This window comes from Neokomagataea anthophila (genome assembly GCF_018122595.1).
In the GTDB taxonomy this organism is placed as follows: domain Bacteria; phylum Pseudomonadota; class Alphaproteobacteria; order Acetobacterales; family Acetobacteraceae; genus Gluconobacter; species Gluconobacter anthophilus.
The window spans coordinates 39121-65118 of sequence record NZ_JAGRQH010000008.1 but is presented as its reverse complement, the minus strand read 5'-3'; the positions used below and the strand labels follow the sequence as shown (position 1 = coordinate 65118).

24 protein-coding genes and 1 riboswitch are annotated in these 25998 nt (G+C 53.2%); of the genes, 8 read left to right on the top strand and 16 right to left on the bottom strand.

Features of this window, described 5'->3' with window-relative positions:
• Positions 1 to 3 precede the first annotated feature (3 nt).
• Complete coding sequence (locus KB213_RS10190; protein WP_249110493.1) at positions 4 to 1368, bottom strand: cobyrinate a,c-diamide synthase; 1365 nt, start codon at positions 1366 to 1368, stop codon at positions 4 to 6.
• Between the two features lie 59 nt (positions 1369 to 1427).
• Here KB213_RS10190 and KB213_RS10185 point away from each other — a divergent pair, with 59 nt between their 5' ends.
• Positions 1428 to 2522 carry a cobalt-precorrin-5B (C(1))-methyltransferase gene (locus KB213_RS10185; protein ID WP_211682804.1) on the top strand — a complete coding sequence of 365 codons (1095 nt, stop codon included), beginning with the start codon at positions 1428 to 1430 and terminating at the stop codon, positions 2520 to 2522.
• Positions 2523 to 2548: 26 nt separating this feature from the next.
• Positions 2549 to 2926, top strand: coding sequence for a hypothetical protein (locus tag KB213_RS10180; RefSeq protein ID WP_211682802.1), 378 nt, complete (start codon positions 2549 to 2551; stop codon positions 2924 to 2926).
• Between the two features lie 12 nt (positions 2927 to 2938).
• Here KB213_RS10180 and cobM read toward each other — a convergent pair whose 3' ends face one another.
• Genes cobM through cbiE form a run of 3 tightly spaced genes read right to left on the bottom strand, consistent with a single transcriptional unit; the run spans position 2939 to position 5295 of the window.
• Positions 2939 to 3697, bottom strand: coding sequence for a precorrin-4 C(11)-methyltransferase (cobM, locus tag KB213_RS10175; RefSeq protein WP_211682800.1), 759 nt, complete (start codon positions 3695 to 3697; stop codon positions 2939 to 2941).
• A gap of 3 nt (positions 3698 to 3700) precedes the next feature.
• A complete protein-coding gene (locus KB213_RS10170) occupies positions 3701 to 4078 on the bottom strand; it encodes a cobalamin biosynthesis protein (RefSeq protein ID WP_211682798.1) in 378 nt (125 codons plus the stop codon).
• Complete coding sequence (cbiE, locus tag KB213_RS10165) at positions 4075 to 5295, bottom strand: precorrin-6y C5,15-methyltransferase (decarboxylating) subunit CbiE (RefSeq protein WP_211682796.1); 1221 nt, start codon at positions 5293 to 5295, stop codon at positions 4075 to 4077. The genes KB213_RS10170 and cbiE overlap by 4 nt, the downstream gene beginning before the upstream one ends.
• A 32-nt stretch (positions 5296 to 5327) precedes the next feature.
• Here cbiE and KB213_RS10160 point away from each other — a divergent pair, with 32 nt between their 5' ends.
• A complete protein-coding gene (locus tag KB213_RS10160) occupies positions 5328 to 6062 on the top strand; it encodes a cobalt-precorrin-6A reductase (protein WP_211682795.1) in 735 nt (244 codons plus the stop codon).
• Positions 6063 to 6253: 191 nt separating this feature from the next.
• Here the strand turns inward: KB213_RS10160 and KB213_RS10155 are convergent, their stop codons facing one another.
• The 11 genes from KB213_RS10155 to cobU form a co-directional block, all read right to left on the bottom strand.
• Positions 6254 to 7114, bottom strand: a complete 861-nt coding sequence (locus KB213_RS10155; protein ID WP_211682793.1) for a hypothetical protein — start codon at positions 7112 to 7114, stop codon at positions 6254 to 6256.
• Positions 7111 to 8277, bottom strand: a complete 1167-nt coding sequence (locus KB213_RS10150) for a hypothetical protein (protein ID WP_211682791.1) — start codon at positions 8275 to 8277, stop codon at positions 7111 to 7113. The genes KB213_RS10155 and KB213_RS10150 overlap by 4 nt, the downstream gene beginning before the upstream one ends.
• A gap of 85 nt (positions 8278 to 8362) precedes the next feature.
• The gene (locus KB213_RS10145) at positions 8363 to 10642 is read right to left on the bottom strand and encodes a hypothetical protein (RefSeq protein ID WP_211682788.1); all 2280 of its coding nucleotides are present in this window, start codon (positions 10640 to 10642) and stop codon (positions 8363 to 8365) included.
• Between the two features lie 96 nt (positions 10643 to 10738).
• Positions 10739 to 11485 (bottom strand): precorrin-3B C(17)-methyltransferase, encoded by a 747-nt coding sequence (gene cobJ, locus KB213_RS10140; protein ID WP_211682786.1) that lies wholly within the window; start codon positions 11483 to 11485, stop codon positions 10739 to 10741.
• Complete coding sequence (locus tag KB213_RS10135; protein WP_211682784.1) at positions 11482 to 12204, bottom strand: precorrin-2 C(20)-methyltransferase; 723 nt, start codon at positions 12202 to 12204, stop codon at positions 11482 to 11484. Before KB213_RS10135 ends, cobJ begins: the two co-directional genes overlap by 4 nt.
• Positions 12204 to 12857 carry a precorrin-8X methylmutase gene (locus tag KB213_RS10130; RefSeq protein WP_211682782.1) on the bottom strand — a complete coding sequence of 218 codons (654 nt, stop codon included), beginning with the start codon at positions 12855 to 12857 and terminating at the stop codon, positions 12204 to 12206. Before KB213_RS10130 ends, KB213_RS10135 begins: the two co-directional genes overlap by 1 nt.
• Entirely contained in the window at positions 12841 to 14061 is a 1221-nt protein-coding gene (locus KB213_RS10125) for a precorrin-3B synthase (RefSeq protein ID WP_211682780.1), read from the bottom strand. The genes KB213_RS10130 and KB213_RS10125 overlap by 17 nt, the downstream gene beginning before the upstream one ends.
• Positions 14061 to 17426 (bottom strand): cobaltochelatase subunit CobN, encoded by a 3366-nt coding sequence (cobN, locus tag KB213_RS10120; RefSeq protein ID WP_211682778.1) that lies wholly within the window; start codon positions 17424 to 17426, stop codon positions 14061 to 14063. The genes KB213_RS10125 and cobN overlap by 1 nt, the downstream gene beginning before the upstream one ends.
• 6 nt (positions 17427 to 17432) lie before the next feature.
• Positions 17433 to 18494: a cobalamin biosynthesis protein CobW gene (gene cobW / locus KB213_RS10115; protein ID WP_211682776.1), complete on the bottom strand. Its 1062-nt coding sequence runs from the start codon at positions 18492 to 18494 to the stop codon at positions 17433 to 17435.
• 4 nt (positions 18495 to 18498) lie between these two features.
• Positions 18499 to 18888, bottom strand: a complete 390-nt coding sequence (locus tag KB213_RS10110) for a DUF1636 domain-containing protein (RefSeq protein ID WP_249110484.1) — start codon at positions 18886 to 18888, stop codon at positions 18499 to 18501.
• Between the two features lie 144 nt (positions 18889 to 19032).
• Positions 19033 to 19288, bottom strand: a riboswitch (cobalamin riboswitch).
• 16 nt (positions 19289 to 19304) lie between these two features.
• Entirely contained in the window at positions 19305 to 19820 is a 516-nt protein-coding gene (cobU, locus tag KB213_RS10105) for a bifunctional adenosylcobinamide kinase/adenosylcobinamide-phosphate guanylyltransferase (RefSeq protein WP_249110483.1), read from the bottom strand.
• Between the two features lie 65 nt (positions 19821 to 19885).
• Here cobU and cobT point away from each other — a divergent pair, with 65 nt between their 5' ends.
• The 3 genes from cobT to bluB are packed head-to-tail and all read left to right on the top strand — an operon-like array spanning position 19886 to position 22362.
• A complete protein-coding gene (cobT, locus tag KB213_RS10100) occupies positions 19886 to 20941 on the top strand; it encodes a nicotinate-nucleotide--dimethylbenzimidazole phosphoribosyltransferase (protein WP_211682771.1) in 1056 nt (351 codons plus the stop codon).
• Positions 20934 to 21713 carry an adenosylcobinamide-GDP ribazoletransferase gene (gene cobS, locus KB213_RS10095; RefSeq protein ID WP_211682769.1) on the top strand — a complete coding sequence of 260 codons (780 nt, stop codon included), beginning with the start codon at positions 20934 to 20936 and terminating at the stop codon, positions 21711 to 21713. The genes cobT and cobS overlap by 8 nt, the downstream gene beginning before the upstream one ends.
• Before the next feature lie 10 nt (positions 21714 to 21723).
• Complete coding sequence (gene bluB / locus KB213_RS10090) at positions 21724 to 22362, top strand: 5,6-dimethylbenzimidazole synthase (protein WP_211682767.1); 639 nt, start codon at positions 21724 to 21726, stop codon at positions 22360 to 22362.
• Here the strand turns inward: bluB and KB213_RS10085 are convergent.
• A complete protein-coding gene (locus KB213_RS10085; RefSeq protein ID WP_346266704.1) occupies positions 22359 to 22910 on the bottom strand; it encodes a histidine phosphatase family protein in 552 nt (183 codons plus the stop codon). The two genes, bluB and KB213_RS10085, sit on opposite strands and share 4 nt — an antisense overlap.
• 340 nt (positions 22911 to 23250) lie before the next feature.
• Between KB213_RS10085 and KB213_RS10080 the strand changes: the two genes are divergently transcribed.
• Together KB213_RS10080 and KB213_RS10075 are read left to right on the top strand one after the other, a co-directional pair.
• Positions 23251 to 24531, top strand: a complete 1281-nt coding sequence (locus tag KB213_RS10080; protein ID WP_211682869.1) for an ammonium transporter — start codon at positions 23251 to 23253, stop codon at positions 24529 to 24531.
• Between the two features lie 212 nt (positions 24532 to 24743).
• Positions 24744 to 25991 carry an outer membrane beta-barrel protein gene (locus KB213_RS10075; RefSeq protein WP_211682765.1) on the top strand — a complete coding sequence of 416 codons (1248 nt, stop codon included), beginning with the start codon at positions 24744 to 24746 and terminating at the stop codon, positions 25989 to 25991.
• Positions 25992 to 25998 lie beyond the last annotated feature (7 nt).

Below are 25998 nucleotides of genomic sequence, written 5' to 3'. Positions count from 1 at the left end.
TCTTTACGCTCCCTCTTTCTGCGCCATAACATGAAAAAATGACCCGGAGACAAAACCACGTCGTCCGCCGGCTACACCTAGATCCTGCTCTAAACCATCGCGTAAATCCGCCAATGGTTCATCATGCCCAGCTTCAACGACGCGTGCATAATGAAACTCATGGCCACGAAACACGGTACCCGCCCGCCCCAAAGCCGTATCGCCCCGTAATGTCGCTTCCCGATACCCTAAATTCATCTTCCGTTTGGCAAAGTTCGTTTCATGGCTCAACAGTCCCAGCATCTCATGCCGTTCACCCGCTTGATCGACCAGACCCGCTCCCAACACCATAAAGCCCCCACACTCACCATGAACATAACGAGAACAAGAAAAGAACTTTATAGCTTTTTTGAACCCATCCGCTGCGGCCAACCGCCCAGCATGAAGCTCCGGATACCCACCCGGTAACCAACAGACATCACAAGATTCATCCGGCCCTTCATCAGCCAGAGGTGAAAACGGTACGAACTCAGCACCCGCACGGCGCCACCCTTGCGCCAAATGCCCATATAAAAACGAAAACGCCGTATCTTCCGCCACAGCAATCCGCTGACCCGGGGGCACAACCGGCACACATTCAGACAAACCTACCGACAGCACCAACAGAGCAGCCCCCGCCACGACCCGCTCAAGGTCCACGCCTGCCTCAATCCGTTGCGCCAAATCTGCCAACAAACCCGGTAGCGCTTCTTGTTCACGCGCTTGAACCAACCCTAAATGCCGCTCAGGCAATGCTAACTCTGCATCACGCCGTACTACGCCCATCACAGGCAAACCCGTTGCCTCAATCGCCTGCCTTGCCATGCGCTCATGCCGGTCTGAAGCAACACGGTTCAGCACAACGCCCATAACCTGCACGCCGGGCTCTAACGTTGCAAAACCATGCGCTACCGCCGCAGCAGACTGCCCTTGCCCAGAAACATCCAACACCAACAACACCGGAATACCAAACCGCCGCGCAATATCCGCCGGTGAACCCCGAGCCCCTTCAGGCCCCATCAACCCGTCAAAGAGGCCCATAGCAGACTCAATAAGCAATAACTCCGCACCATCCGCAGCCTCAGCCAATAACGCCGTCAACACCGCATCAGACATCGCCCAACTGTCCAAATTGAGACTAACAGACCCCGTCACCACCTCATGAAAAGCCGGATCAATATAATCCGGCCCTGTCTTCGCCGCACGCACCCGCACGCCACGCGCCCGCAATGCTGCCAAAAGCCCTAACGTCACCGTCGTTTTACCACTGCCTGAACGCGGTGCCGCAATCATAACCGCTCTCGGCGTTGCCCCTGATGCTGTGCGCTCTGTCTGCATTGGCGTTATCATCGGCATTTTACACCAATGTCCCTCTCGCTTTTCGTCCTAATCCCGCTAGGGTATAACGCATGATCACACCGTCTCCACAACTGCGTAAAGGCTGGACCACTGGCAGTTGCGCCACTGCCGCTGCAAAAGCCGCATGGGCAGCGTTGTGCCACGGTCACTTTCCTGACCCCGTCACCATTACCCTACCCAATGGCCGCCAAACCGCCTTTAGCTTGGCACAACACACCCTCAACACACATATCGCCACCGCCAGCGTCATCAAAGATGCCGGAGATGACCCTGACGTTACACATGGCGCGCTTATTCAAGCCCATGTCAAACGCCTCCCCCCCGGCTCTGGCCTTGTTTTTAAAGCTGGATCGGGCGTCGGGACCATCACGCGCCCCGGCCTGCCACTCCCTATTGGGGAACCGGCGATTAACCCCGTCCCACGCCAAATGATCCACACCGCGCTGCACGAAATCTCACACAGCGTCGATGCTGAAATAACCATTTCCGTCGAAAATGGTGAGGAACTCGCGAAAAAGACACTCAACGCCCGCCTTGGCATTATCGGCGGCTTGTCTATTTTAGGCACAACCGGCGTGGTTATTCCCTTCTCATGCGCAGCATGGATTGACTCCATCCGCCGCGGGATCGACGTCGCCCGCGCGCTGGAGCTGCCGCACATCGCTGCCAGCACCGGACATACCTCTGAAAAAGCCGTGCAAGCCCATTATAACCTGCCCGATACTGCCTTGATTGATATGGGGGACTTCGCAGGGGGCGTACTGAAATATCTCCGCACACACCCCGTCCCACGCCTCACCATCGCAGGTGGCGTGGCAAAAATGGCTAAACTGGGCCAAGGACGCCTCGATTTACACTCCAAGCGTGGCCTAACCGACATGCCCGCACTCGCAGAACTCGCAAAACAACACGGCGCTTCAAACACCCTAACCCAAGCCATTAGCACTGCGGAAAGCGTCGCCCAAGCCATGCTCCTTGCTGGAGAGGAACAGTTTTCCTTAGGCGATAGTATTGCTAAGAGCGCTTATGAGACAGCGCGTAGTGTTCTGGATGATGAAAGAAAACAAAACACACCGATTAAACTTGATATTATTGTTTTTAATCGTCTTGGATATAAATGTGGAACATCCTACAAATCCCTATAAAATCGAAACATCTCGGAGACTACTTCATGAGCAAAGAAACTGTACTCTCTGATCATAAATATGTTCTAATCATGGCTGAAACTTGCTCTGACCCTGTATACGATATAGAAGGAATCAGTGCCTGCATTGAAGAACTGCCTGTCAGTAAAGACTTGGAAAAGCGCCTTATGGATTGGGGCAAACACTACGACAACTATGATACTGACCCCCCAGAAGATTACCCTTTCTTTGATATGTATGCCTTTTGCGCTGAGGGCTACGCCCTTGCACAAGAGGTCAAAAAAGAATTACCTGACTGGACCGTCGTTTTCTACGATGAGGGCAAGCGCATGTACCACAATGGCGAAAGATGGAAATATAGTTACGGCATGAGGCCCGATGAGTGTCTATCTGAAATATATTAGATGATTAGACCATCACTCCCGCCCCCGAAACCTACGCTGATACTCGGGATCATACAACGCACTCTCCCGAAAATCCTCTACCCCCAAAGCCGGACCAACCATCACTAAAGCCGTGCGTTCAATCGGGTTCGCAACCAAGGCATCAAGCAGCGTACCCAGCGTCGCCTTCAAACATAGCTCATCCGGCCACGTCGCCCTTGCCACCACAGCAACAGGGCAATCCGCACCATAAAATGGGAGCAATGTCTCAACGATCTGCTCTGCGGCATGAATAGCCAGATGCAGTGCCAAGGTCGCCCCCGTTGCTGCATAAGAAGCTAACTGTTCACCCGCAGGCATAGCGGAGGCACGTCCACTCACTCGCGTCAGCACCACAGTTTGCGCAACGCCCGGCACTGTTAGTTCACGCCCCAAAACCGAGGCCGCCGCCGCAAAAGCCGGAACACCCGGTGTCATCGTCCAAGGAATACCTAGCCGGTCTAAACGCCGTATCTGCTCCGCCACAGCGCTATAAACGGACAAATCCCCCGAATGTAGCCGCGCAACATCCTCACCCGCTTCATGCGCCTTACGGTATTCTTCTTCAATATCGTCCAACGATAACGGCGCGGTATCAACCAATCGTGCACCATCCGGGCAATGCTCTAACATCGCTTTCGGCACAATAGAGCCCGCATATAAACACACTGGGGAAGCCGCCAATAAGTCCCGTCCACGCAACGTCAATAAATCCGCAGCACCCGGCCCCGCACCAATAAAATGCACCGTCATACTCTAATCTCCACCACTCACCGCCACCGCACAGGTCACATTCCGCCCAACCTGCTTTGGCACCACAATCGTACTACCCACACCCGCACCAACCAAGGCACACCCCTCAGCGACAGACGAAAACCCCACCGCCGCCTGCGCGCGTGCAGAATGGCTCATACAATCCTTCTGCCGCTCTGCCAAAGCCTCCGCCGCAATCCATGCAATTTCCAGCCCCAATGCCTCGGCAGCGTGTAGAATACCAATCTCACCTAATCGAAACACAGGAACCGCCAAACGGCTCACACCAGCTGGCAGAACAGCGCGCAGTAAAGCAACAATATCATCTGCTCCTACACCCGGCCGCGCTCCGAGCCCCGCAACATAATGCCCCTCTTTCACGGCACACCATCCGGCACTGTCACCACATATTGCGTCACCCGCATCGCGGGTCGGAACGCATGCAAACTACCCACCGTGTCCAAACGCTCAACACCAATACGCGTCAACATGCCGCCATGCTGGGCATATTCCGCGCCCAATACTTGCTCGCCTTCCAGCGTCACAGAATTGGCCACAATACGCCCACCCGGCCGGACCAACGCACGCACAGCCGGGAACATACCTTCCGCAGCCAGACCACCGCCGACAAACACAACATCAGGCCGCACCGATAACGCCAGAGCACTCTCCGGCATCTCCCCAACCACCACTTCAAGGCGTGGCACACCGAGAGCTTGAGCATTACGGATAATTCGCTCTGCACGTTCTGCACTACGCTCAACGGCAATCGCTTTATTCGCCGGATGCCTCAACAACCACTCAATGGCGATAGAACCAGAACCGGCCCCAACATCCAGAAGCGTCTCCCCCGCACGCGGAGCCAAAGTCGACAACGTCACAGCCCGAATTTCACGCTTCGTCATCTGCCCATCATGCTCAAACAACGCATCCTCTAGACCCGATGACAGCGACATAATCTGCGCCCCCGCATCAGCAACGACCTCCAGCGCAATGAGATTCAACGCCTCAACATCACCCCACTCTGACGCCGCAAACCCTTCATGCACACATTCCGCTTCACTACCCAAACGCTCCAACACACTCATAGGCGATAAACCGAACCCATGCCCCGCCAACCACTTGGCCAAACGCTGCGGCGTTGTGCCATCAGCCGACAACACCAGCAGCTTTGCACCTGGCTGCAAATGTGGGCGTATCGTCGTCAAAGGCCGCCCGCACAAGGAAACAACCCGCGCCTCCTGCACGGCCCAACCCAACAGAGAACACGCTAAAGAAACAGACGATACCGCCGGGAAACACGCCATTTCTCCATACGGCACCTGCCGCGCCAAAACGGAGCCTACCCCATAAAAAAACGGATCACCGGAAGCCAAAACAACAACACGCTGCCCACGGGCCTCCAAAACACGCGCAACTCCGGCGGAAAATGGCGTGCCCCATGGTTCCGCACGCCCCTTCAACATAGAGGCCGCTAATGACAAATGCCGCTCACCACCAAAAATCACCTCAGCCTGCGCCAAAGCAGCCCGCGCCACCCCCGAAAGCCCCTCGACACCGTCTTCACCTATGCCGATAACACTTAACCACTGGGTCATGCTGCCCTCTCACGTCTTAAGGAGCCGTTATAATGAACGTTTTGATCCTCGGCGGCACCACAGAAGCGCGTGAACTCGCAACCCTTCTGAACACCCACCCGAAAATAACGCCTATCTTTTCTCTGGCTGGCGTTACCAGCCATCCCATCCTGCCCCAATGCACCATTCGCACTGGCGGGTTCGGGGGGATTAACGGCCTGAAACACTATTTGTACATAGAAAACATCCATGCGGTTGTGGATGCCACACACCCCTTCGCAGCACAAATGGGCCATAACGCTGCCGCTGCCTGCGCCGCTCTCTCTCTGCCTTTACTCCGTCTAGAACGCCCCGCGTGGTCCCTCCAACCGGGAGACCACTGGATCAACGCAAAAACCCTCAACCACGCTGCCCAACTTCTCGGCAGCACACCAAAACGCGTGTTCCTCACCACAGGGCGCAAGGATTTAAGCGCCTTCCGTACCGATACAACACACCATTACATCATCCGCAGCATTGACCCGCCACACATCGATGAATGTCCACAAAACCATACCTTACTCATCAGCCGCCCGCCTTTCTCCATCGAAAGCGAACATGCTCTGATGTCCTCTCACAAGATAGACATCCTCATCACCAAAAACGCAGGATCAGCGTCCACCGCTGCCAAACTCACGGCTGCACGCCACCTCAACATCCCTGTCATCATGGTCCAACGCCCAGAGCGACCATCACTCACCTATGTAGCAACGCCAGAAGCCGCGCGTCTTTGGCTTGAAACTCTTTAAGGCCTCGTTTTTTAAATTAAAACGCAATATTCCAAGCCGATTATAAAAATTCGGCTTGGAATAAATAAGAATACCTTATTAAGATTTATTCTCCTCTGAGATCATCTTCCCCCCGAACCGCTCTGGCCACAAACTCTGCGCCTCGCTGACCCCTTTCAAAACAGCTCTGCCAAGCTTCTGAACCCTCCCCCTCATTGACCTTGTGCCCCCGTTCCCATCAACGCGATCACCAGAGCTACTATTAACGCTATCAGTGCTACACACCCCAGTATCCACAATGCCCTGCTCTGCTCTTTCTCCTCGCTGGCGACGTTCTTCACGGGATTCTGCCGAGGCGTCACAATAAAAAAATCGCTTATATCACCACCCGCAACCGGACTCCCAATAATCAGGATGCCCTTATGATCCGTTTCACGGAGTTCATATTCTATATTTTGTATGGTTTCGTTGTCTTTATCTGTACCAATAAAGTTAAATAATGCAGCCAATGATGGTTTATGAACATCATGTCCAGAATTCAAAACATCCTTTAATGCACTCAATACCTTTGATTTACTTGGTAAAGACCCTCCTTTATCAACCACTCCATTGGGCGCAAAAACATCATCCAAGCCTCGCAGCGCCTCAATCAATAAATTCTCCACAGACCCTGTATCGTCTACTGGTGCACCACCGAACCACTGATCAATACCATTACCGATCGTGTCATCCAGAAGTTTTGTAAGTGGATTTACTTCTGAAGCGGGATACTTCGCGAAAACAGCAAGCACATGACCAAGAACTTTAAATAACATATCCTCATCAGAAGAAATGCTACCTTCAAGAACTAAAGTATATCGAATTGCCGTATCAACACGATCCTTCCGCGCAGACGGAATAGCGCTGATAAAACAGCGCCACTGATCATCGCCCAAACGTTCAAGAATTAACGTCGGAGCCTCAAAGGACGTAGAATCCTTATAGAGCTTGATACCCCACCAATACTCCGGCGGCTCCTGCTCAAGGAACTTATAATCCTGTGTTTCACTACGAGTTTGAAGCCAGATCTTCATAGCACGCCCTCATGATTCACACACACTTTAACACGCTTCCCAAAATCAACATTCGCTAAAATTTCAATCAAACCCTCTGTACTTCTGGTCTCACCGAGGGCTTCTCCTAATTTTTGATACGCTTCTTGAGCCTTCTTCTCATTATCTGTTGTACCACCAAACAAACTATAAATATGCTGGAAAAAGTCTTTATCCTTGGCCTTATCTTCGGCTCTCTGGGCTCTATCTGCAAGCGTATCTTGACGATTTAATTGTTGCTTCTGGTGATAATAAAACATTTGCCGAGCCACAGCCAACAGAACGTCTCCAGCCCCCATTATGCTTAACTTTCCATCCGTTCTCGCTCTTTGATCTGGCGTGCCTCTACGCATGAATTCAGCTTTAAATATTGGATCTTCCGTATCTAAACCTGACCATTGTGCCCTTTTAACTTCTACAAACCCAATTGTATCAACCGGAATATATAATATAGTAGCGTTACCGTTCGTTTCCTCAAAGGCCGTCTCTATAATACCTTGATATACTTCTTTAACTTTTGCGTACAATTCAGCAGAACGATCTTGGTCACCACCATTATCTGAAAAATAGCTTTCACACTTTACAGGACATATCAAAATAGACGTTGGCATATTATTATGTGCCTTCGCCCACTCTTTAACAATTTGATCCGTTTCAGAAATTTTTAAAACACCATCAATGGCTTGTTTTTCTTCATTCCCTGTTGATTCCATAATCATACTGGCATCAACAGCCAGTAAAAGTACCGTAGAATCCTTTACAAAAGCAGCACACTCTCGTTGTTCTTTTGTCCCTTCATTATACTGAAGAGCCGGAAGCCATCCTCCCGGAAAGTCAAGCAATTTAATGTTCAGATCCTGAGTGCCCGGCTCCGCGCCGGAAAGTAAAAGATTAAATTCAAATGGCGCTTGAGTGCCACTCACAGTACCGCCATTAAAATATTTACTTACACGAAGCGCGCCACTCAATTGATTTTTATGCTGATTAAGACGACTCCCTGTTGCTGAATCCTTTGCTCTAATATTCAGAGGCGTACCACGCAGAAGTTTCTCCGTATCCTGCAATATAGCCGAAACCAAAGATGTTTTCCCAATACGACTAGGGGCAACAATAGAAACTTTAAAATCTAATACCGGGTTACTCATCTCTTGTTCCTAGCTAGTTTTACGCTGAGTATTATAAGAAAATTTTACGAACACGCTCATTAACAAACAAGCGTGTCCAACATTGTTATGCCGCGAGCGTTTCTCTCACAGCCTTCATCGCTATTTTTACAGCCCTCACACGCGCTGATGCAGCCGCAATCCCTGCAAAATGATCAGGCCAGATATCGTCACGATAGCACCGCGCCATCCGACGGAATTCCTTCACAGATGTCTCAGATCGTATGAGCGCATCCTCAAATTGCTCTGCCGCTGCATGCACCGCCAGAGCGGTTATAGCAGCCTTATCCAACATCGCGTTGCGCAATTGAGAAACCACTTTATGCGTCAGATCACTCATTTCCTGTAAAAGAATAGGTGTCTGTTCCTCTGTACGATACACACCAAATCGTAGCACATCTTGCTGTGTTTCTGGATCATACATCATATGGTCTAGACCATCCAGAACAGGGCGCACCGATGGATAGATATGATTACTATAATCAAGCCGCAGGGAGAGAAGGTCATTAACCGCTTTATTAATATTGATACATGGCTCGTCGGCCGTAGCCATTAACTCTCCAAATTTAACAAGGGCATCACGCCCCTTATAACCAGACAAAAGATTCCCTAGTTTCTTGTTTAAGAGATTATCCGCCAAAAGAATCCACAAACTGTCAAGCGCACGGTCAAAATGCTGGTTAATACCTGAAAAAATATTTCTAACCTCAACGCGAATATGATTGCACTTTTCTTCACAAAATCCTGCAGACCCTCGACCAACTGAAAATTGCATCGCAGCATCTGAACACCATTTTTCAGCGCCCTCACCAAAGCCATCATCAATCCAATGGCAGGCTCTCTCATAAGCTTTCTTAACAGAATCTGCATAATCTTGATAATCAGGACCAAAATCTTTACGCGCTTGCTCTTTCAATATCTCTACTTCTTTACGCATCTCATAAGAGAGTTCTCTGTGTAGTAATTCAACCTTTTCGTCCAGTGCCTCTTGTTCACTAGTACTCATAAGACTTGACTTGCCAGCCGTTAGCGCGGTTTCGATATCCGTCAGAACCTGTTGCACCCGTTGCGTAATACTGGATGACAGAGCAATTGTTCCATCACGCACCTGCTTATCCATAATCGGCAAGCGTTCAGCCAGATGAATAAGTACGGGCTCTAGAGCCGTATCATAGACCTTTTTTTCGTCACTCGTATCTGTTTCAAGAACACGGAAATGCTTATTTTCTTGGCCATCATTGACGTTGCGTAATATATCTCCACGGAGGGCATCAATTTTAGCGTCATCTACTCCCCCAGTGTTTATAACGAGATAAACAAAGTCACGCCGTTCTTGAATAAATCCGCGCGCTTTATCAAGAAGATTGGTTGCTGCACCATCTTCCTTACCCCAATAAGCCATACCTTCAATCGGACGCTTCACAAGCATCACAAGATCGACATCGTTTTGCAGGCCCTCCAGATGGTGTTCTTCAGCATTTGCAGCAAGTTCACCTAAACCCGGCAAGTCAACAATACCAAGCTGAGATACCTGAGCATAAGGAAAGGGGCATTCAATCTGGACATCTCTAACAGCAAGATATGGACGCGCTGCAGCTTGGCCAGATTGATAAGCCTGCTTCTCTGCCTCAGCTGTAGGGTAAGCAACAAACTGCCTGAGCGCTTCAAGATCGACAATTTTTTCTGCCCCCGTGAGGTACTCACGGTAAGAAGGCAGTGCCGCCTGCATTTCTTTCAACCGACGCAGCACAGGAATGGCTGTCGATTCCTGCTGTTTAGCCTCAGAAAGCTCCGAATTGGTGCGCGGGTACTGATAACTGGAAAATTGTTCCACTGTTTGAGGGGCTTCAGGTAAGTCTAACGCAGCATGGTAAGGTTGTAGAACGTCACGACGAAATGTTTCATAACTATGCAAAATCAACGTTGCACGTTTATGTGCCGAGTGAAAAATTCTGCTCCGCACAGCAGTAACAGGCAATCCACTTCCAGTCGGGATCTGCTCGTCAGTCAAACCTGCAATTGATTGCAATAACGTACTTTTACCAACACGCGCCCTACCACTAACACCTATATTTAATGTAGAACGACTAAAACGTGCTTTCAGTAAGTTAAGGCTCGCTAGAGTAGTAGAAATATCTTCATACAAAGGACTAAAACGTAAGGTTTTCAATGCCTCCAACGGAGGACTTCCTGAAGCTTCTTGCTGACACAATGTTGTAATAGAACTATCCAAACCAGAGAGTTGCTGCTTCAGATTTTCCCATCGTAAAATTTGCCGTTCAATTTCAGGGAGTTCACTACGTCTATTGTGCAGAATATGAGCAATTTTTTCTTTAACATCAAACACGATAAAATTATCCCTCAATGGTAACTAAATATTTAAATTATATAATAATAAACATAAGTAAATTCAAATTTTTATTAAATCTTCCCCCCATATAATCTACAACACATAACGCGGTGTATACACCCAGTCCTCATGCCCCTTCCGTGCAACACGACGCGTCAAAACCGAACCAATCAGCACCAAAGTGCTCATATCCACCATGTCCGCATCCGCTTCGGCCAAACTCGTGATCAATACCCGCTCATCAGAACGCCCAATGGCCCGTGCAAATACAACCGGCACGTCCCCCGGCAATACCGACGATAACATTTCCAACGCTTTCCCCAACTGCCAAGGCCGCGCCTTAGAGCGTGGGTTATACAACGCCATCACAAACCCAGCTTCCGCCGCCAAGCGCAAACGACGCAACACTACATCCCACGGCTTCAAATTATCGGACAGGGAGAGCACACAAAAATCTCCCCCCAATGGCGCACCAATCCGCGCAGCCGCAGCCAAAACAGCCGAAAGCCCCGGCACCACACGGATATCCAATGCCCGCCACTGCTCAGGCCCCGCCTCAACAGCCTCAAACACCGCACTGGCCATACCGAAAACCCCGGCATCCCCGCCAGATACCACCGCCACACGCCGCCCATGTTCAGCCAAGGTCAAAGCATGCCGTGCGCGGTCCAACTCCACCCGATTATCCGAACCATGACGCTGCACCGTCTCCGGCAGTGCCAAACGCTCTACATACGGCCCATAACCAATAACATCGGTAATGCCATCTAAGGCTGCATCCACCTCAGACGTCCGCTGCGCCTCATTTCCTGGGCCTAGCCCTACAATAACAAGGCTCATCGTACGCCTTTCCGCCCCGGCAATAATGCTAAGGAGAAATAGGGCGCGTCTTCCGCCATCTCAGCCAATTTGAGCACACGCCCACTTTCTTGCGTGCCACGCTCCACGTAAAGCGCGTTGTCCAGCCGTCCCGCCTGCGCCAAAGCGCGCTTTAATTTCGGCAGATTACGCCCTAATTTCATGACAACAGCCGCATCACTGCGCTGTAACCACTCTTGCAGTGCCTCTTCCGGCATCGTCGCAGGGAGCACACATAATACATCATCGCCATGACATATCGGCGCATGCGCCATGCTCCAACACCCATTCATAGCCATAATACCGGGCACAATGTCACAGCGCACATCTTCTGCCAAACGATCAAACACATACATGGCGGAGCCATATAAAAACGGATCCCCCTCACACAGCAGAACAACATTGCGCCCAGCACTGACCTCCGCCCGCACCTGCTCCGCACAGTGGTCATAAAACCGCGCCATCTCTTCATGATAGGACGCTTCACACACAGAACGTTCCGTCGTGAAGGGATAGGCAAACCGTAACTCATCCGTCCCCGGAACAATCTGCCCATCCGCAATACGCCGTGCATGCCCCATACGATCATGCCGGCAAAAATACGCAATAACAGAGGCCTCACGAATATACCGCGCGGCCTTCAGCGTCAGTAGTTCCGGGTCCCCGGGGCCAACCCCAACAATACGCAACATGGCAGACATTACTCGACTTCACTCGCCAACGCATTCAACGTTGCCGCCGCCATAGCACTCCCGCCCAAACGCCCATGCACCACAATAAACGGAATATCGCCAAACGCCTCTAGCGCCTCTTTCGATTCCATTGCTCCCACAAAACCAACAGGCATACCAATCACCGCAGCAGGTCGTGGCCCACCTGCTTTAATCTGCTCCAACAAATAAAACAGCGCCGTCGGGGCATTACCAATCGCAACAACTGCGCCCTCTAAACGATCACCCCAAAAATCTAACGCCGCTGCGGAACGCGTATTGCCAATTTCGGCCGCCCGCGCCGGTGTCTGCGGGTCACGTAACGTACAAATCACGTCATTATCAGCAGGCAAACGCGCACGGGTCACCCCATGCGCCACCATCATAGAATCACATAAAATAGGCTTTCCCGCACGCAATGCAGCACGCGCAGAGGCAACCAGGTCCGCACTCATCACCACATGCTGCGCAACAGACACCATTCCACAGGCATGAATAATCCGCACAACAACCGGTGCCTGCTCCGCAGAAAATGCACTTAAATCCGCTTCCGCCCGGATCGTCGCAAAAGACTGCGCGTAAATTTCCGCGCCATTACGAATATAATCATACATAGCAGGATGCCCCTTAGGAGATATCGTCATGCAGGGTGTCCTCTTTCCAAATCTGCGCCAAAACATCACACACAGCGGATGGCACAACCTTGCGGGCCATGGCCTCATCGCGCGCGCGCCCATTCAGCACCACGTCATAATGATCCTCTCCATGCGTCACCAACGTCACGTCAGCCACACGCGGATGGGCACAGCCTTTCACACACCCGGAGACATGGAGCAACCGCCCTTCTGGTACCAAAGGGGCCATACCCAAAGCAATATCACGCGTTTCATCACCCGCATGCGCACACCCCAAAGCCCCGATGCACGCCTTCACACGCAACCTTGGGTCATCCGCCTGCATAATCAGCCACGGCTCATGAGATAAAACCTCAGCCAGCTTCTGAGGCATAACCATCCCCCGAAACGGCGTAACTCGCACGCGCTCACCCTGCATCCCGTGCGCCATCATGGCACCCGCTACTCGCGCCAAGGCATCACCCTGCATACGGCCTAAAACAACCCCGACACCCCACATACCGCGCGGCAAAGCTCCCACAAGCATAGAACCACTGGACTGCGCTGGGATATTCTTCCACCCCAAATCTGGAAAACACGCGCAAAATGCCTCAACCACACGCGATGGCCGCGCTAAATCTGCGTCCATCGCCACACGTTCCAACAACAGTGCCATAGCCCGCAAAGCCTCTGCCTCATTGAGGGGCGCACTCATCTGATGGCTACACACTACCCGCCATGCAGACACATCTGCCCATAAAGAAAGCTCCGCCGCCAGCACCCCGCACGGCACAACCCCGCCGCCTTCTACCGCCACTGAAAACTTCGGGTGCAACCCGGCCATACATGGCTCATCACGTATAAAATCAGCCACTGCCTGCGCGACGGCCATCGTCCTAGGATGCTCTGCCGGGTCCAGCCCGGCTAAAGGCGACACCATCACAATGCGCCGTTTCTCCAAAGCCGGATCACTCTCCACTAGCTCCGCATCACGCGCAAAATCTTGCGCCTCCGCAAGGCGCTCTGCGGCAAACCCGCGGAGTTGCACATTGCCTCGGTTTGTCAGTTCAATGCAGCCATTGCCAAAACGCTGCGCCAATACCGCAAGATCACGCAGACCATACGCGTCAAAGCCGCGTAATGGTGAACGCACACGCACCAACAGCCCATCTTTCGCCTGCATTGGCGCAAAAACATCCGGGCACCAGCCTTTGACCTGCGGCGCACGCCCCATCACGCCTCTCCGGCCACCACCGCATGCACACTATTCAACCGCGGATGCCACAAACCACGCCGAACCATTTCATCCATCCGCCGTCGGATCGCCTCACGTGCATCCGGGTTATGCTCCTGCAAAAACGCATCACAGGCAGAATCCCCCAATGTCGTGGCGAACACCATATCAAACTGCCGGTCAAACCGCCCCGGCAGAAGCGCTGCAAACCCACATAATGCCTCAACCCCGCGCGAAATCTCACCAGCCCCCCGATAGCCATGACGCTGCATCCCCTCTAACCAGCGCTGATTAACGAGGCGTCCTCGCACCACACGCGCCACTTCTGCCTCAAGGTCACGCAGGCGCAAGCTCGTCGCGGTACTCTCCCCATGCCAAATGCGTGGTGCACCACCTAGACGCTCCGCCGCTGCCGCCAGCCCGGCTTCATGCGCAGCATAATCCGCCGTCTCCAACAGATCGACCTCAGCATGATCTTGCACATGCAAAACCGCTTCTGCTTTACGCAGCCGCTCTACCAACACAGCCTGATCCCGCACACCGTCACGTCCTTGACCATAAGTCCAGTCATTCCCGGCTAAATACGCATCCCCCAGCATCTCACGGCTGACCCACTCACCCGTGCGGAGCATCGCCTCCAGCCCGGTCCCATACCCCCCCGGTGCCACCCCAAAGACACGCGCGGTTGCCTTATGGCGCTCCTCTGGCTCCAAATCCTGCACCGCATAAGCCAGCGGGTTTTCATGCCCCTCACCCTCACGCGCCGCCACGGCCTGCACGGCTTGATCAAACAGCGCAATCTGCGCCGGGAACGCATCACGAAACAGCCCCGAAATACGAATGGTCACATCCACCCGTGGCCGCCCTAACGCCGCCATAGGTAAAACCGCCACGCCCGACACGCGCCCACTACCAACATCCCACTCCGGCTCAACGCCCATCAGCAGCAAGGCCAGAGCCAAATCTTCACCGCCCGTCCGCAACGATGCCGAACCCCACACATCCAGCACAAGCTGCGTTAACGGCTCGCCTTCCTCCTGCTCATGCCGCTCCAGCAATTCCTTGACCTGCACCCGCGCCAAAGACACGGCGGATGGTGTGGGAATAGCGCGCGGGTCCACCGTGCTGAGGTTACGGCCCGTCGGCAAAACATCAAAGCGCCCACGGCTTGGCGCACCCGCTGGCCCCGGCTCCACAAACGCCCCATCAAGCCCCGCTAGCAACGAGCGCATTTCCTGCTCGGCAGACCACTGCAAACGCTCAAGCACCGTCTCTTCCGAGACACCACACACATGCGCCATACCCTGCGCCAACGCCTCAGCCTTAGGCGCAACGTGACCAAAAATATGCAACCCATCACGAATTTGCAGGTCTTTGACGTCACACAAATAGGAATCCAACCGTGCTAGAGCCGCATCCTCATCATCCTGCCCAGCACGGACACCACTTTCCGCCAACAGCCCGGCCGCTTCCGCTTTGCGGAAAATCTCTCCACGCAATAACGCACTACGCCTGCGGTCCAGCCCGTCCGCCTCCGCATATTCATCAATCAAGCGCTCAATCTCAACGACGGCTGGTGCATCACCACGCTCCTCGCTGTTTCCAGCTTGCGTGAAGGGTGGCGTCATATGCCCAATGGTCACCGCCCCAAGCCGCCGCTTCGCCGCTGCCGCTTCGCCCGGATTATTCACAATGAACGGATACAACACCGGCACCCCACGCATCAGCACAGACGGCGCACAGCCTTCGGACAATGCAACAGCCTTACCCGGCAGCCACTCCGTGGTGCCATGCGTCCCCATATGCACCACGGCATGCACGTCTTGAACGCTGCGTAACCACAGATAAAACCCAATATACGCATGTGCGGGCGGCACATCAGGGTCATGATACTGCGCCTTACGGTCCTGCGGCGCGCCACGCTCCGGCTGCAAGGCCACCACCACATGCCCAAAGCGCAAAAACCGTGCCGTAATCGGACCCGTCGGCACACCCCATAGATCCACAACAGCTTCACGAAACGCAACCGGCAGAGCCTCAAATGCTGCGCGATACGCCTCTGCCGAATAAATAACCTTCGCCGTCCCACCATCCGCGGCCCGCCCTAAGGCACATGCCAAGGCATCACCATCAGGCAGCACATCACCCAGTATGTATCCTTCACGCTGCAATGTCTTCAGTAGCCCGGCCAAGCTCGCAAAGCTATCCAGCCCCACCGCATGCCCTGCTTGTCCTTCTACATCCACCGCACCGGGATAATCAGACAGCACAACCGCCACACGCCGCTCTGCCCGCTGCGTTTGCTGTAACGCCATCCACCGCTCAGCCTGCTGCACAACCTGCCCAATCCCCGCAGCATGTGCCTCACGCCGTGCCGGTGCCCCCGGCTCACTCTCAGCCTTAAACGAAATCGGCGCGCTGCACAGACGCCCATCCAACTCGGGCAACGCCACCTGCATGGCCAGATCTGCCTGCCCTAAACCGCGGCTACTTTCACCCCACGCCTTCAACGTACTTCCCGGCTGCAACGCCTGAAGCACCGGCACTTTCGCCACATCTAACGGAGAGGGTGAGTCCGCCTCACGTGCGGCAAATAACGTCGCATTCACCACAATCTGCGGCTGAAACTCCCGCAAACGATTTTCGACCCAACGCCCGGCGTCCTTATTACGCAAAGATGCCGCATAGAGCGCTTCAACCCGTATCTGACGCTCAGCAAAAGCCTCCACCAATGCATCAATCGGCGCACAGTCAGACGCCAAAACATGTGCCCGATAGAACACAACCGATACACGCCCAACGGCACCCTCAGCAGGCCCGTCCACCCGATACACACCCGCAGGCGGCAGCGGCACAGGTTCAGCCCCATCATCCTGGCCATACCCGGCCAACGTCCCCATAAGACGCAAAGATGCGCTTAAATTCTCCGGCCCCGCTTCACGTAAAAAACCAGCCAAACGCCGCTGAATATCCACATCGACCGTGGACCAGTCCCGTAAGCGCCCATCGTCCCGTGCATCCCCCGGCAAAAGTACCAACGGAATACCACGCGCCCGGCACGCATTACGGACTTCCTCGGCACCATAACGCCAGTAATCCACCCCACCCAAAAGGCGGATCACCACACAGCGAGACTGCTCCAGCGTTTGCTCAATATATAAATCTGCAGACATCGGGTGCCTTAGCCGCGCCAGATTCATCAGGCGCAGCGTAAAGCCCCCGTCCATCGCCGCATATGCGCGCTCCAGCCCCAGAAGGTCACTATCCGAAAAAGACAGCACAACCACATCTGCTGGCGGATGATTATATTCCTCCGCCACAGCCTGATCATCAATTCCGTGACGTTCACGCGCAATGATATGCACGATACTTTAGCCTTGCGTCTTTAATGCAGCTTCAATCGCCTCACGGTCCAAACCATGACGGCCGATCACAACCAAATGCCCTTCAGTCAGATCTGCCGTGCGAGGTGCATCAAACTCATGACGAAAGCGCGTCCCCACGCCCTGCACTGCCAAACGCCGCGCCTTACCCGCAACCGGAACAAACCCCTTGATCCGCAGAAGATCAAACCGCCCAGCGACCTGCTCCAAATGCGCCACAAAGGCTACAATGTCGGTTTGCTCAGGCACTGTCACAACAAAGCTGTCAAAATCATCGTGCTCATGATCATCTGCACCATCATGGCTGGATGGACGGGCCGATAAATCATCTTCCGCCGCGGCACCAATACCAAGCAAAACAGACGCATCAATCCGGCCTTCACTCGTTTTTAAAACGGGCACATGCCGCGATGAAAAGCGTGCCACTTGTTCCTGAACAGCTTTCTCAGCAGCAACCACCGCGTCAGAGGTCATCAAATCCGTCTTACCCAGAACAACCAAATCAGCCGATGCCAATTGATCCTCAAAGACCTCCACCAGCGGATTATCATGATCCAAGGACGGATCAGCCGCACGCTGTGCTGCAACCGCCTCTGGATCATCAGCAAAGCGCCCTTCCACAAAGGCAGGGCCATCCACCAACGTCACCACGCCGTCTACCGTCATACGTGTGCGAATACCCGGCCAGCCAAACGCCTTCAAAAGCGGCTTCGGCAACGCCAAGCCAGACGTCTCGATCACCACATGCTCAGGCGGGTCATCACGATCAATCAGCGCCTGCATCGTTGGCAGAAAATCATCCGCTACGGTGCAGCACAAACAACCATTCGCCAGTTCAACAATATCCTCATCCCGGCAGCCCTCAATCCCACAAGACCGCAACAAAGAACCATCGATACCGAGCGAACCAAATTCATTCACAATAACCGCAATTCGCCGTCCATGCGGCTGCGTCAAAACATGACGCAAAAGCGTTGTTTTCCCAGCCCCAAGAAAGCCCGTTACGACCGTTACAGGAATTTTACCGGATGCGCGTTTGTCATTCGTCATGAGATCAACCTTTCTGAAAACCATCTTGCGGGGGAATACGCCCCAAAATCACATCACGCAGCGTTTCTGGACGCTTAGACGGCATTACCGCTCCCGTCTTAGAGGCTGCATAAATTGTGGTAAAAGCCGCTAAATCTTGTGCTAAATCTGGCGTCAAATGCCCCAAAAGAAGGCTCCAACGCCCCGGCATGGATACGCTACCCGCCGTATTCTTCCGGCAACTGGCCAAACACCGCGCTTCACGCAGCTCAAAATAACCTGCCGAGGCATAATCCTTAAGACGACCATGCAGTTCTTCCCCCTGCACCGTGCCATCTTCCCGCTTACCACACGTCACACAGACGGATAGTATCGGTTTTCCACCGTCTAAGACGGCATCCCTGACATCACTCAACACACAATCCTGTCCTCATACGGCTTCATCACGAAACCAGACAGGGCGCACATAAAGAGCCCCATATTGGGGAGGATGCGCGCAACCGCACATCTTCGTCCACCGGGCACCCCGCCAGTTTACGACTCTCAACTCTCAGAGCCAGCAATGCTCGCTCTCATGGCAGGTCTCCTGACTTACGGCACAGCAGCCCGAAAGCTGCTTCATTTCATCCACCTTCCCAGAGCTACCTCTCACAAAAAGAGTATCACCCCAGTGGCTGCTTTGACCTCACACGCTCAAAGCTCAATGAAACACAAACCGTTCACAGTTGCGGGGGCAGTGTCGGACTAAGCGTAAAGCGCCGCACCGACTTCCCTTTTCATCCCTTCATCAGGGAACCACTACCCTTCATGTAAGGTGGCGCTCCAGCACTGTCAAAGTGCTTTCCCCTTCAACACAAGCGGCAGCCCAGCGGCAACAAACACAACACGTCCCGCCTCAGCCGCAATACGCTGGTGCAGCATGCCCGCCTCGTCCCGGAAACGCCGCCCTAAGGCACTTTCCGGCACGACACCAAGTCCAACCTCATTCCCCACCAAAACCGTTGGCCCAACACGCCGCCGCAATGCGGCTAACAAGATAGATACAAACTCATCAACACAACGATCTTCCAGCAGTATATTCGTCAGCCACAGCGTCAAACAATCCAACAAAACCGGCTGCTCTCCAGCCTCATCCAATGCTTGCGCCACATCAAATGGTACTTCCACCGTATGCCACCGACTATCCCGCCGCGATTGATGCTCCGTAATACGCTCACGCATTTCCTGATCAAAGGCCTGGCCCGTCGCCACATACACCCAAGGTGCCGTACAACGCGCAATCTCCCCCTCAGCAAAACGACTTTTGCCAGAACGCACACCTCCGAGCACCAAAGTCACACCCGACATTCCTTGCGCCATCACAACACCCAAAGCTCTTGCATCTTACCCCATATCAGCACAAAACAACCTCCATGCCATCCGCATCTTCTACCCCCAAAAACGCTCTCTTCACGCCTGACTTTTCTTCTATGGAAGGTCTGCAAGCCGCCTGCGCATTTTTGCCGCCGCCTTGCACTGAATCGGCAACCGTCATTACTGAACGCGAGCACACGCTGACCAAGCCACCTGGCAGTTTAGGGCGTTTAGAAGACATCACCCTCTGGTTGGGTACATGGCAAGGCACGGCAAAACCCCAACTTGACCCCGCATACGTCACCATTTTTGCAGGAAACCACGGCGTTACCGCACAAAACGTTTCCCCATATCCATCCAGCGTCACCGCACAAATGGTGGCTAATTTTGAACGTGGTGGCGCCGCAATTAACCAATTAAGCCGCCACGCAAACGCCCATCTTTCTGTCCTTCCTCTCTTTGACCTCACCCCAACGGACGATTTCTCCATCGCACCCGCCATGAGTGAAGAGCGTTTCCTGAACGCCGTCAAAGCCGGATATCGCTCGGTCCCACATGACGCACGCATCTTCTGTCCCGGTGAAATGGGCATTGGCAATACATCTGCCGCAGCTGCCTTGGCCACTGCCTTGTTAGGCCATGATGCCTCTTACTGGACGGGACGCGGCACAGGCCTTAACGATGCTGGAGTAGCGCATAAAGCCACCATTATCGCCCACGCCTGCACATTACACCGAACCCACGCTCAAAACCCCTTAGATATCGCTCGCTGTCTTGGCGGACATGAACTTGCCGCCATAATGGGCGCAACATTGGCCGCACGCCACCACCGCATTCCAACATTACTCGACGGATTTGTCGTAACAGCGGCTGTACTGCCACTCTTTGCCATCAACCCAGAGCTTCTTGCGCATACGCGTCTCGCACATTGCTCTGCAGAAGCCGGGCACCGCGCCCTCGCACAACATATGTGCCTTACTCCCCTGCTTGATCTCGGCTTACGCTTAGGCGAAGGCTCCGGCGCCGCTTTAGTGCTTCCACTCTTACGTGCCGCTCTCACCTGTCACCACAATATGGCCACCTTCACCGAAGCTTCCATTTCCAACCGTGAGTAGTGTGATTATTCAGCATCTCCGTCGCTATTATGATGACCTAATCTGCGCCGGTAGCGTTCTAACCCGTTTTCCCGTTGGCCGTTTCGCCAATAAGCAAACACCTTGGGACCTCGCCCGCTCTACATGGTGCTGGCCGCTTTATGGCGCTGTTATCGGCGCTTTAAGTGCTGGACTGTTTTTACTACTCAAACTCTGCGGCGCCTCTTCTCTCCTCGCTGCGCCATGGGTCGTATTGTGCCAGATATTCCTGACAGGCGGCCTCCACGAAGATGGTTTAGCCGATACGATGGATGGCTTAGGTAGCGGCAAAGATACCGCAACAAAACTCACCATTATGCGAGATAGCCGCATCGGCAGCTTCGGTGCTCTAGCGCTTCTACTGTATATCGCCATACGCGTTACCGCCCTAGCCACCCTCCCAGACCGCGCCATCTTTCCCGCACTGGCCATTAGTGCCACCTTAGCGCGCGCAGGCATGCCAATATTGGTCACTTTTTGCCCTGCAGCACGCCCAGACGGCCTCGCCAAACAGCTCACCGGGCTTTCAAAAGACCGTATGCTGAGCAGCCTATTTTGCGCCTTCTGTCTTGCCCTTCTGCTCTTACCCCATACTATTGCCTTCCTAGCCTGCGCCCTGACACTAGGCCTCGTCGTATTGATGCGCTACCAAACTCTCAGGCACCTCAATGGCTTTACCGGGGATATCCTCGGCGCAACCGTATGCTGCGTAGAAGCCGCCACTCTCACCCTTTTCGCCCTGCTTCTGACATAAGGTTTCACCCATGCCACAGCCGGTTTTCGATGAAACCTTCTACAAGCAACTCGACGACCTCTTCATCTGGCGCCGCGATGTCAGGCGCTTTCGTCGTGATCCTATCCCAGAAAAAGATCTGGATGACCTTCTCACCGCCACCACCCGCGCACCGTCTGTTGGCCTCAGCGAACCTTGGCGCTTCCTACGCATAGACAGCCCTGAGCGCCGCGCAATCATCCGAAACGACTTCAAACAATGCAATGCAGATGCCTTGGAGCGCTATGAAGATGATCCAGCACGCATTTACGCCTCTTTGAAACTTTCAGGCCTCGATGATGCCCCGCACCATATCGCCGTTTTTAATGTGGAAGACCCTGAGCAAGGCAAAGGTCTTGGGCGCAGCACCATGCCTGAAACCACAACATGGTCCACCGTGATGGCCATCCATAACCTTTGGCTTGCCGCAACTGCCCGTGGTATTGGCGTCGGCTGGGTATCAATCCTAACCCCAGAAACCGTCAGCCAGACATTATCTATACCTGAAAACTGGCGTTTCATCGCTTATTTGTGCGTTGGCTACCCCGAAGAGAAACACGCAACGCCAGAGCTTGAGCGGGCCGGATGGGAAAAACGCAACCCTGAACGCACACAATGGATTCAGCGCTAATTTTGAGACGCACGCACCACACGTACACTACCCTGCGGCATTGACGGCACAATAAGATTAGGCATTTCCCCACGGGTTAAGGCCGTTAAAACTCGCAATGGTCCCCCATGCGTTATAATACACACCCCTTGGGCAGAATGCTGAACATCCTGCCAATATGCCTGTACGCGCTCAATCAACTCCTGACCACTTTCACCACCAGGCGGCGCAAAGCCCAGTGGGTTTGTGGCCCATTGGTCAAGCTGAATTCGTGAAACATCGTCCCATTTCGTCCCTTCCCACGCCCCAAAGTTCAACTCACGCAGGCGATGATCGTCCTCCAGAGGCAAACCCGTTTTATGCGCTACATACTCGGCTAACAAACGACAGCGCTGTAAAGGGGAGGAATGAATAACTTCCGCACCAGAACCTTTCACGAGAACAGATAAGCCATCCCCAAACTGTTCCCACCCCTCTGCCAAACAAACATCACTCTGGCCGTAACAACGACCAGATACCCCCATCACGGCAGCATGGCGGCATAACACAACTGGAAAACGGATATTCACCCTCGAACCTCAGCCTGACCGTGCAAAAGAGCAACACCTTGGGCGTGAATAGAGCCTTTGGTCAATTCCTTCAGCGCCGCAGATTGAGACAAATCATAGCTCGATAAAGAATATTGCTCAAAATCCACTCTCAGAATGATTTTCGAGAAACTTCTACCGTAGACACACAAATCTTTTATTCAATATGCTATAGAAATGAAAAACCTGCCGCATCTACGGGAAAGGTTTTCTTGTTTTTACATTTTAGACCAACATCACGATACGACCTCACTGGGGAGATTATAGTGTGAACCTTAAAAAATTAGCCCTCTGTTTAGCAGCTTTCGCCCCCGGCGTTGCCATGGCAGCTCCACCCGCCATTGATACGGGCGACACAGCATGGATGCTGACCAGCACAGCCCTTGTTCTTCTCATGACAATCCCCGGTCTAGCACTGTTCTACGCGGGCATGGTGCGTAAAAAGAACATCCTTGCCACGGTCATGCAGTCCTTTGCCATTTGCTGTGCCGTAACCGTCGTTTGGATGATTGCTGGGTATAGCCTCACCTTTGGGACGGGCACACCTTACATTGGTGACTTCTCCCGCTTCATGCTGAACGGAATCGGTGCCAATATCAGCAAAGGCTCCGATATCGGCTTCACACTCGGCGCAGGCAGTGCAAACCCAACCGTCATGACCATTCCTGAGAGCGTCTACATGATGTTCCAGATGACGTTTGCCATCATTACCCCAGCACTGATTGCCGGCAGCTTCGCAGAACGTATGAAGTTCTCTTCCCTGTTCGTCTTCACCGTCCTGTGGTCTTTGCTGGTCTACACCCCGATTGCACACTGGGTTTGGAGCCCGCTCGGCTGGCTCTCTGGCCTAGGCGCCGTTGACTTCGCGGGCGGCACCGTTGTCCACATCAACGCGGGTGTCGCAGGCCTTGTGACCGCGCTTGTACTGGGCAAGCGTCATGGCTTTGGTAAAGACGACCTCACACCCCACAACCTGACCTACGCAGTCATTGGTGCTTCCCTTCTCTGGGTTGGCTGGTTTGGCTTTAACGCCGGCTCTGCCGTTGGCGCTAATGGCCGTGCAGGTATGGCCATGGCAACAACGCAAATCGCTACAGCAGGCGCCGGCATCGCGTGGCTTCTGGTCGAATGGATCAAAACAGGTAAGCCAACGGTTCTTGGCATTATCTCCGGTGCCGTCGCAGGCCTCGTTGCCATCACACCCGCTGCTGGCTTTGTGCTGCCGGGCAATGCCCTCATCATCGGCCTCGTTACGGGTGTTGTATGCTACTTCTCTGCAACAGCTCTGAAGCATGCTTTAGGCTATGATGACAGCCTTGATGCTTTCGGCGTACATGGCGTAGGCGGTATCGTTGGCGCTCTGTTAACCGGTCTTCTCGCTTATGGCCCACTCTCCGCAACAGATGCCAACCCATCAGGTGTTGTCGGCTCATGGCACCAATTCATCATTCAGGCAGAAGCCGTCGGTGTGACCATCATCTGGTGCAGCATCGTCACCTTTATTCTCCTGAAAGTTATTGACCTCGTTATGGGGCTGCGCGTTTCTCAACAAGAAGAAATCGAAGGCCTCGATATCTCGCTCCATGGCGAGCGTATTGGCTAAATAATACACTCGTTCCATCCGGCACCATCCGGATGGAACACCCTAGGGCATGTGTCGTTTTGAACACATAACCTTCCAATGTTGAAACATTGGTAAAAATTTCCCCTTACAATTGAAATGAAATTTATTAACCTAACCAAAGATAAGAATGGTTCAGGTTAATTCCATTTACCATTCTCCCCTGCTATTTTCAGGCATTGCGAGACATTTTCATGCCCTCATATACCCGCCTTCTCTCCCTAACGGCCCTAACCGGTATCGCAGCAATCCTGTCTACATCCCCCGCCAAAGCACAAATTGCCCTTTTCAAAGACAGCTCCAACACATGGCTCCAAGGGATCACAGTACAAGGGGAAGCAGAAGGCGGCATCATGGCCAACCCCGCACGCCCTGATAACGGTATCAATTTTGGGAATTTTTTATCTGACCACGCTAACCAAGTGCAGTTGAACCAACTGTATCTTACCTTATCTAAAGCCGTAGACTCTACCAAAGCTGAAAATCAATTTGGCTTTACCCTACAAGCACTCTACGGTTCGGATGCCCGTTACTACCACCTATTGGGCGTCTCCGACAAAGTCACATCAAACCGTTACCAAATTCTTCCTATCCAAGCCCACGCAGATGCACATTTAAATGTACTGACCTCAGGCGGCTTAGACATTCAAGCAGGCATCCTTGAGGCCCCAATGGGCGTAGAAGTCATTGAACCAACTGCGCGCCCTTTCTACACCTTTGCTTATACCGCACAATATTCGGTCCCCTTCGAACATCTCGGCGCGATGTTTCACTTGCACGTCAATCCGCACTTTGACTTTAACTTCGGGGTCGATACAGGCAATCAAACGACCTTCGGCAAAAATGATAACAACAATGCTGCTGCCGGATATTTTGGCTTCAACCTCAATGGTCTCGTAGGTGGAAAACTAAATATCGTCGAATTATCACGCATTGGCCCAGAAGATGCCGTTGCCAGCATCGGACGACGAGCAAATACAGCACAGCGTTACTGGAACGATATTGCCGCTTATTATACAGTAAACGACAAACTTTCCCTCACCGGAGAATTTAATTTTTTTCATGATGTCGGTCTACGGGCTGAAAACTACAGCTTCGTAACCTATGCCAGCTATAAAGTAACCCCGCACTGGACCTTGAATTACCGAGGCGAAATTTTTCGTGACAACTCGGGCCTCTCCGTCGTCAGCTTCCTTACCAACCAAGCTTATATGAATGCCTTCCTCGGGGGTAATGCTCCCGCAGAAACTGCCCCGCCCACCACATATGGCGGCCTCACCCTTGGTGCTACCTATAGCCCCAACATTGGGCACGGTATTCGTGTCTTTGCTCTTCGCCCAGAAATCCGTTTTGACCGCTCCCTCAACGGAACAAGCCCGTTTAATAACAACCGCAATATCGGCATGTTCACTTTCGGCGGTGACGCCACCATTGGTTTCTAAAAAATAC

Excerpts from the sequence above, each read along its gene's own strand:
- KB213_RS10190 (WP_249110493.1), bottom strand. The coding sequence starts at position 1,368 with ATGATAACGCCAATGCAGACAGAGCGCACAGCATCAGGGGCAACGCCG.
- KB213_RS10185 (WP_211682804.1), top strand. The coding sequence starts at position 1,428 with ATGATCACACCGTCTCCACAACTGCGTAAAGGCTGGACCACTGGCAGT.
- KB213_RS10180 (WP_211682802.1), top strand. The coding sequence starts at position 2,549 with ATGAGCAAAGAAACTGTACTCTCTGATCATAAATATGTTCTAATCATG.
- cobM (WP_211682800.1), bottom strand. The coding sequence starts at position 3,697 with ATGACGGTGCATTTTATTGGTGCGGGGCCGGGTGCTGCGGATTTATTG.
- cbiE (WP_211682796.1), bottom strand. The coding sequence starts at position 5,295 with ATGACCCAGTGGTTAAGTGTTATCGGCATAGGTGAAGACGGTGTCGAG.
- KB213_RS10160 (WP_211682795.1), top strand. The coding sequence starts at position 5,328 with ATGAACGTTTTGATCCTCGGCGGCACCACAGAAGCGCGTGAACTCGCA.
- KB213_RS10155 (WP_211682793.1), bottom strand. The coding sequence starts at position 7,114 with ATGAAGATCTGGCTTCAAACTCGTAGTGAAACACAGGATTATAAGTTC.
- KB213_RS10150 (WP_211682791.1), bottom strand. The coding sequence starts at position 8,277 with ATGAGTAACCCGGTATTAGATTTTAAAGTTTCTATTGTTGCCCCTAGT.
- cobJ (WP_211682786.1), bottom strand. The coding sequence starts at position 11,485 with ATGAGCCTTGTTATTGTAGGGCTAGGCCCAGGAAATGAGGCGCAGCGG.
- KB213_RS10135 (WP_211682784.1), bottom strand. The coding sequence starts at position 12,204 with ATGTCTGCCATGTTGCGTATTGTTGGGGTTGGCCCCGGGGACCCGGAA.
- KB213_RS10130 (WP_211682782.1), bottom strand. The coding sequence starts at position 12,857 with ATGACGATATCTCCTAAGGGGCATCCTGCTATGTATGATTATATTCGT.
- KB213_RS10125 (WP_211682780.1), bottom strand. The coding sequence starts at position 14,061 with ATGGGGCGTGCGCCGCAGGTCAAAGGCTGGTGCCCGGATGTTTTTGCG.
- cobW (WP_211682776.1), bottom strand. The coding sequence starts at position 18,494 with ATGACGAATGACAAACGCGCATCCGGTAAAATTCCTGTAACGGTCGTA.
- cobU (WP_249110483.1), bottom strand. The coding sequence starts at position 19,820 with ATGTCGGGTGTGACTTTGGTGCTCGGAGGTGTGCGTTCTGGCAAAAGT.
- cobT (WP_211682771.1), top strand. The coding sequence starts at position 19,886 with ATGCCATCCGCATCTTCTACCCCCAAAAACGCTCTCTTCACGCCTGAC.
- bluB (WP_211682767.1), top strand. The coding sequence starts at position 21,724 with ATGCCACAGCCGGTTTTCGATGAAACCTTCTACAAGCAACTCGACGAC.
- KB213_RS10080 (WP_211682869.1), top strand. The coding sequence starts at position 23,251 with ATGGCAGCTCCACCCGCCATTGATACGGGCGACACAGCATGGATGCTG.
- KB213_RS10075 (WP_211682765.1), top strand. The coding sequence starts at position 24,744 with ATGCCCTCATATACCCGCCTTCTCTCCCTAACGGCCCTAACCGGTATC.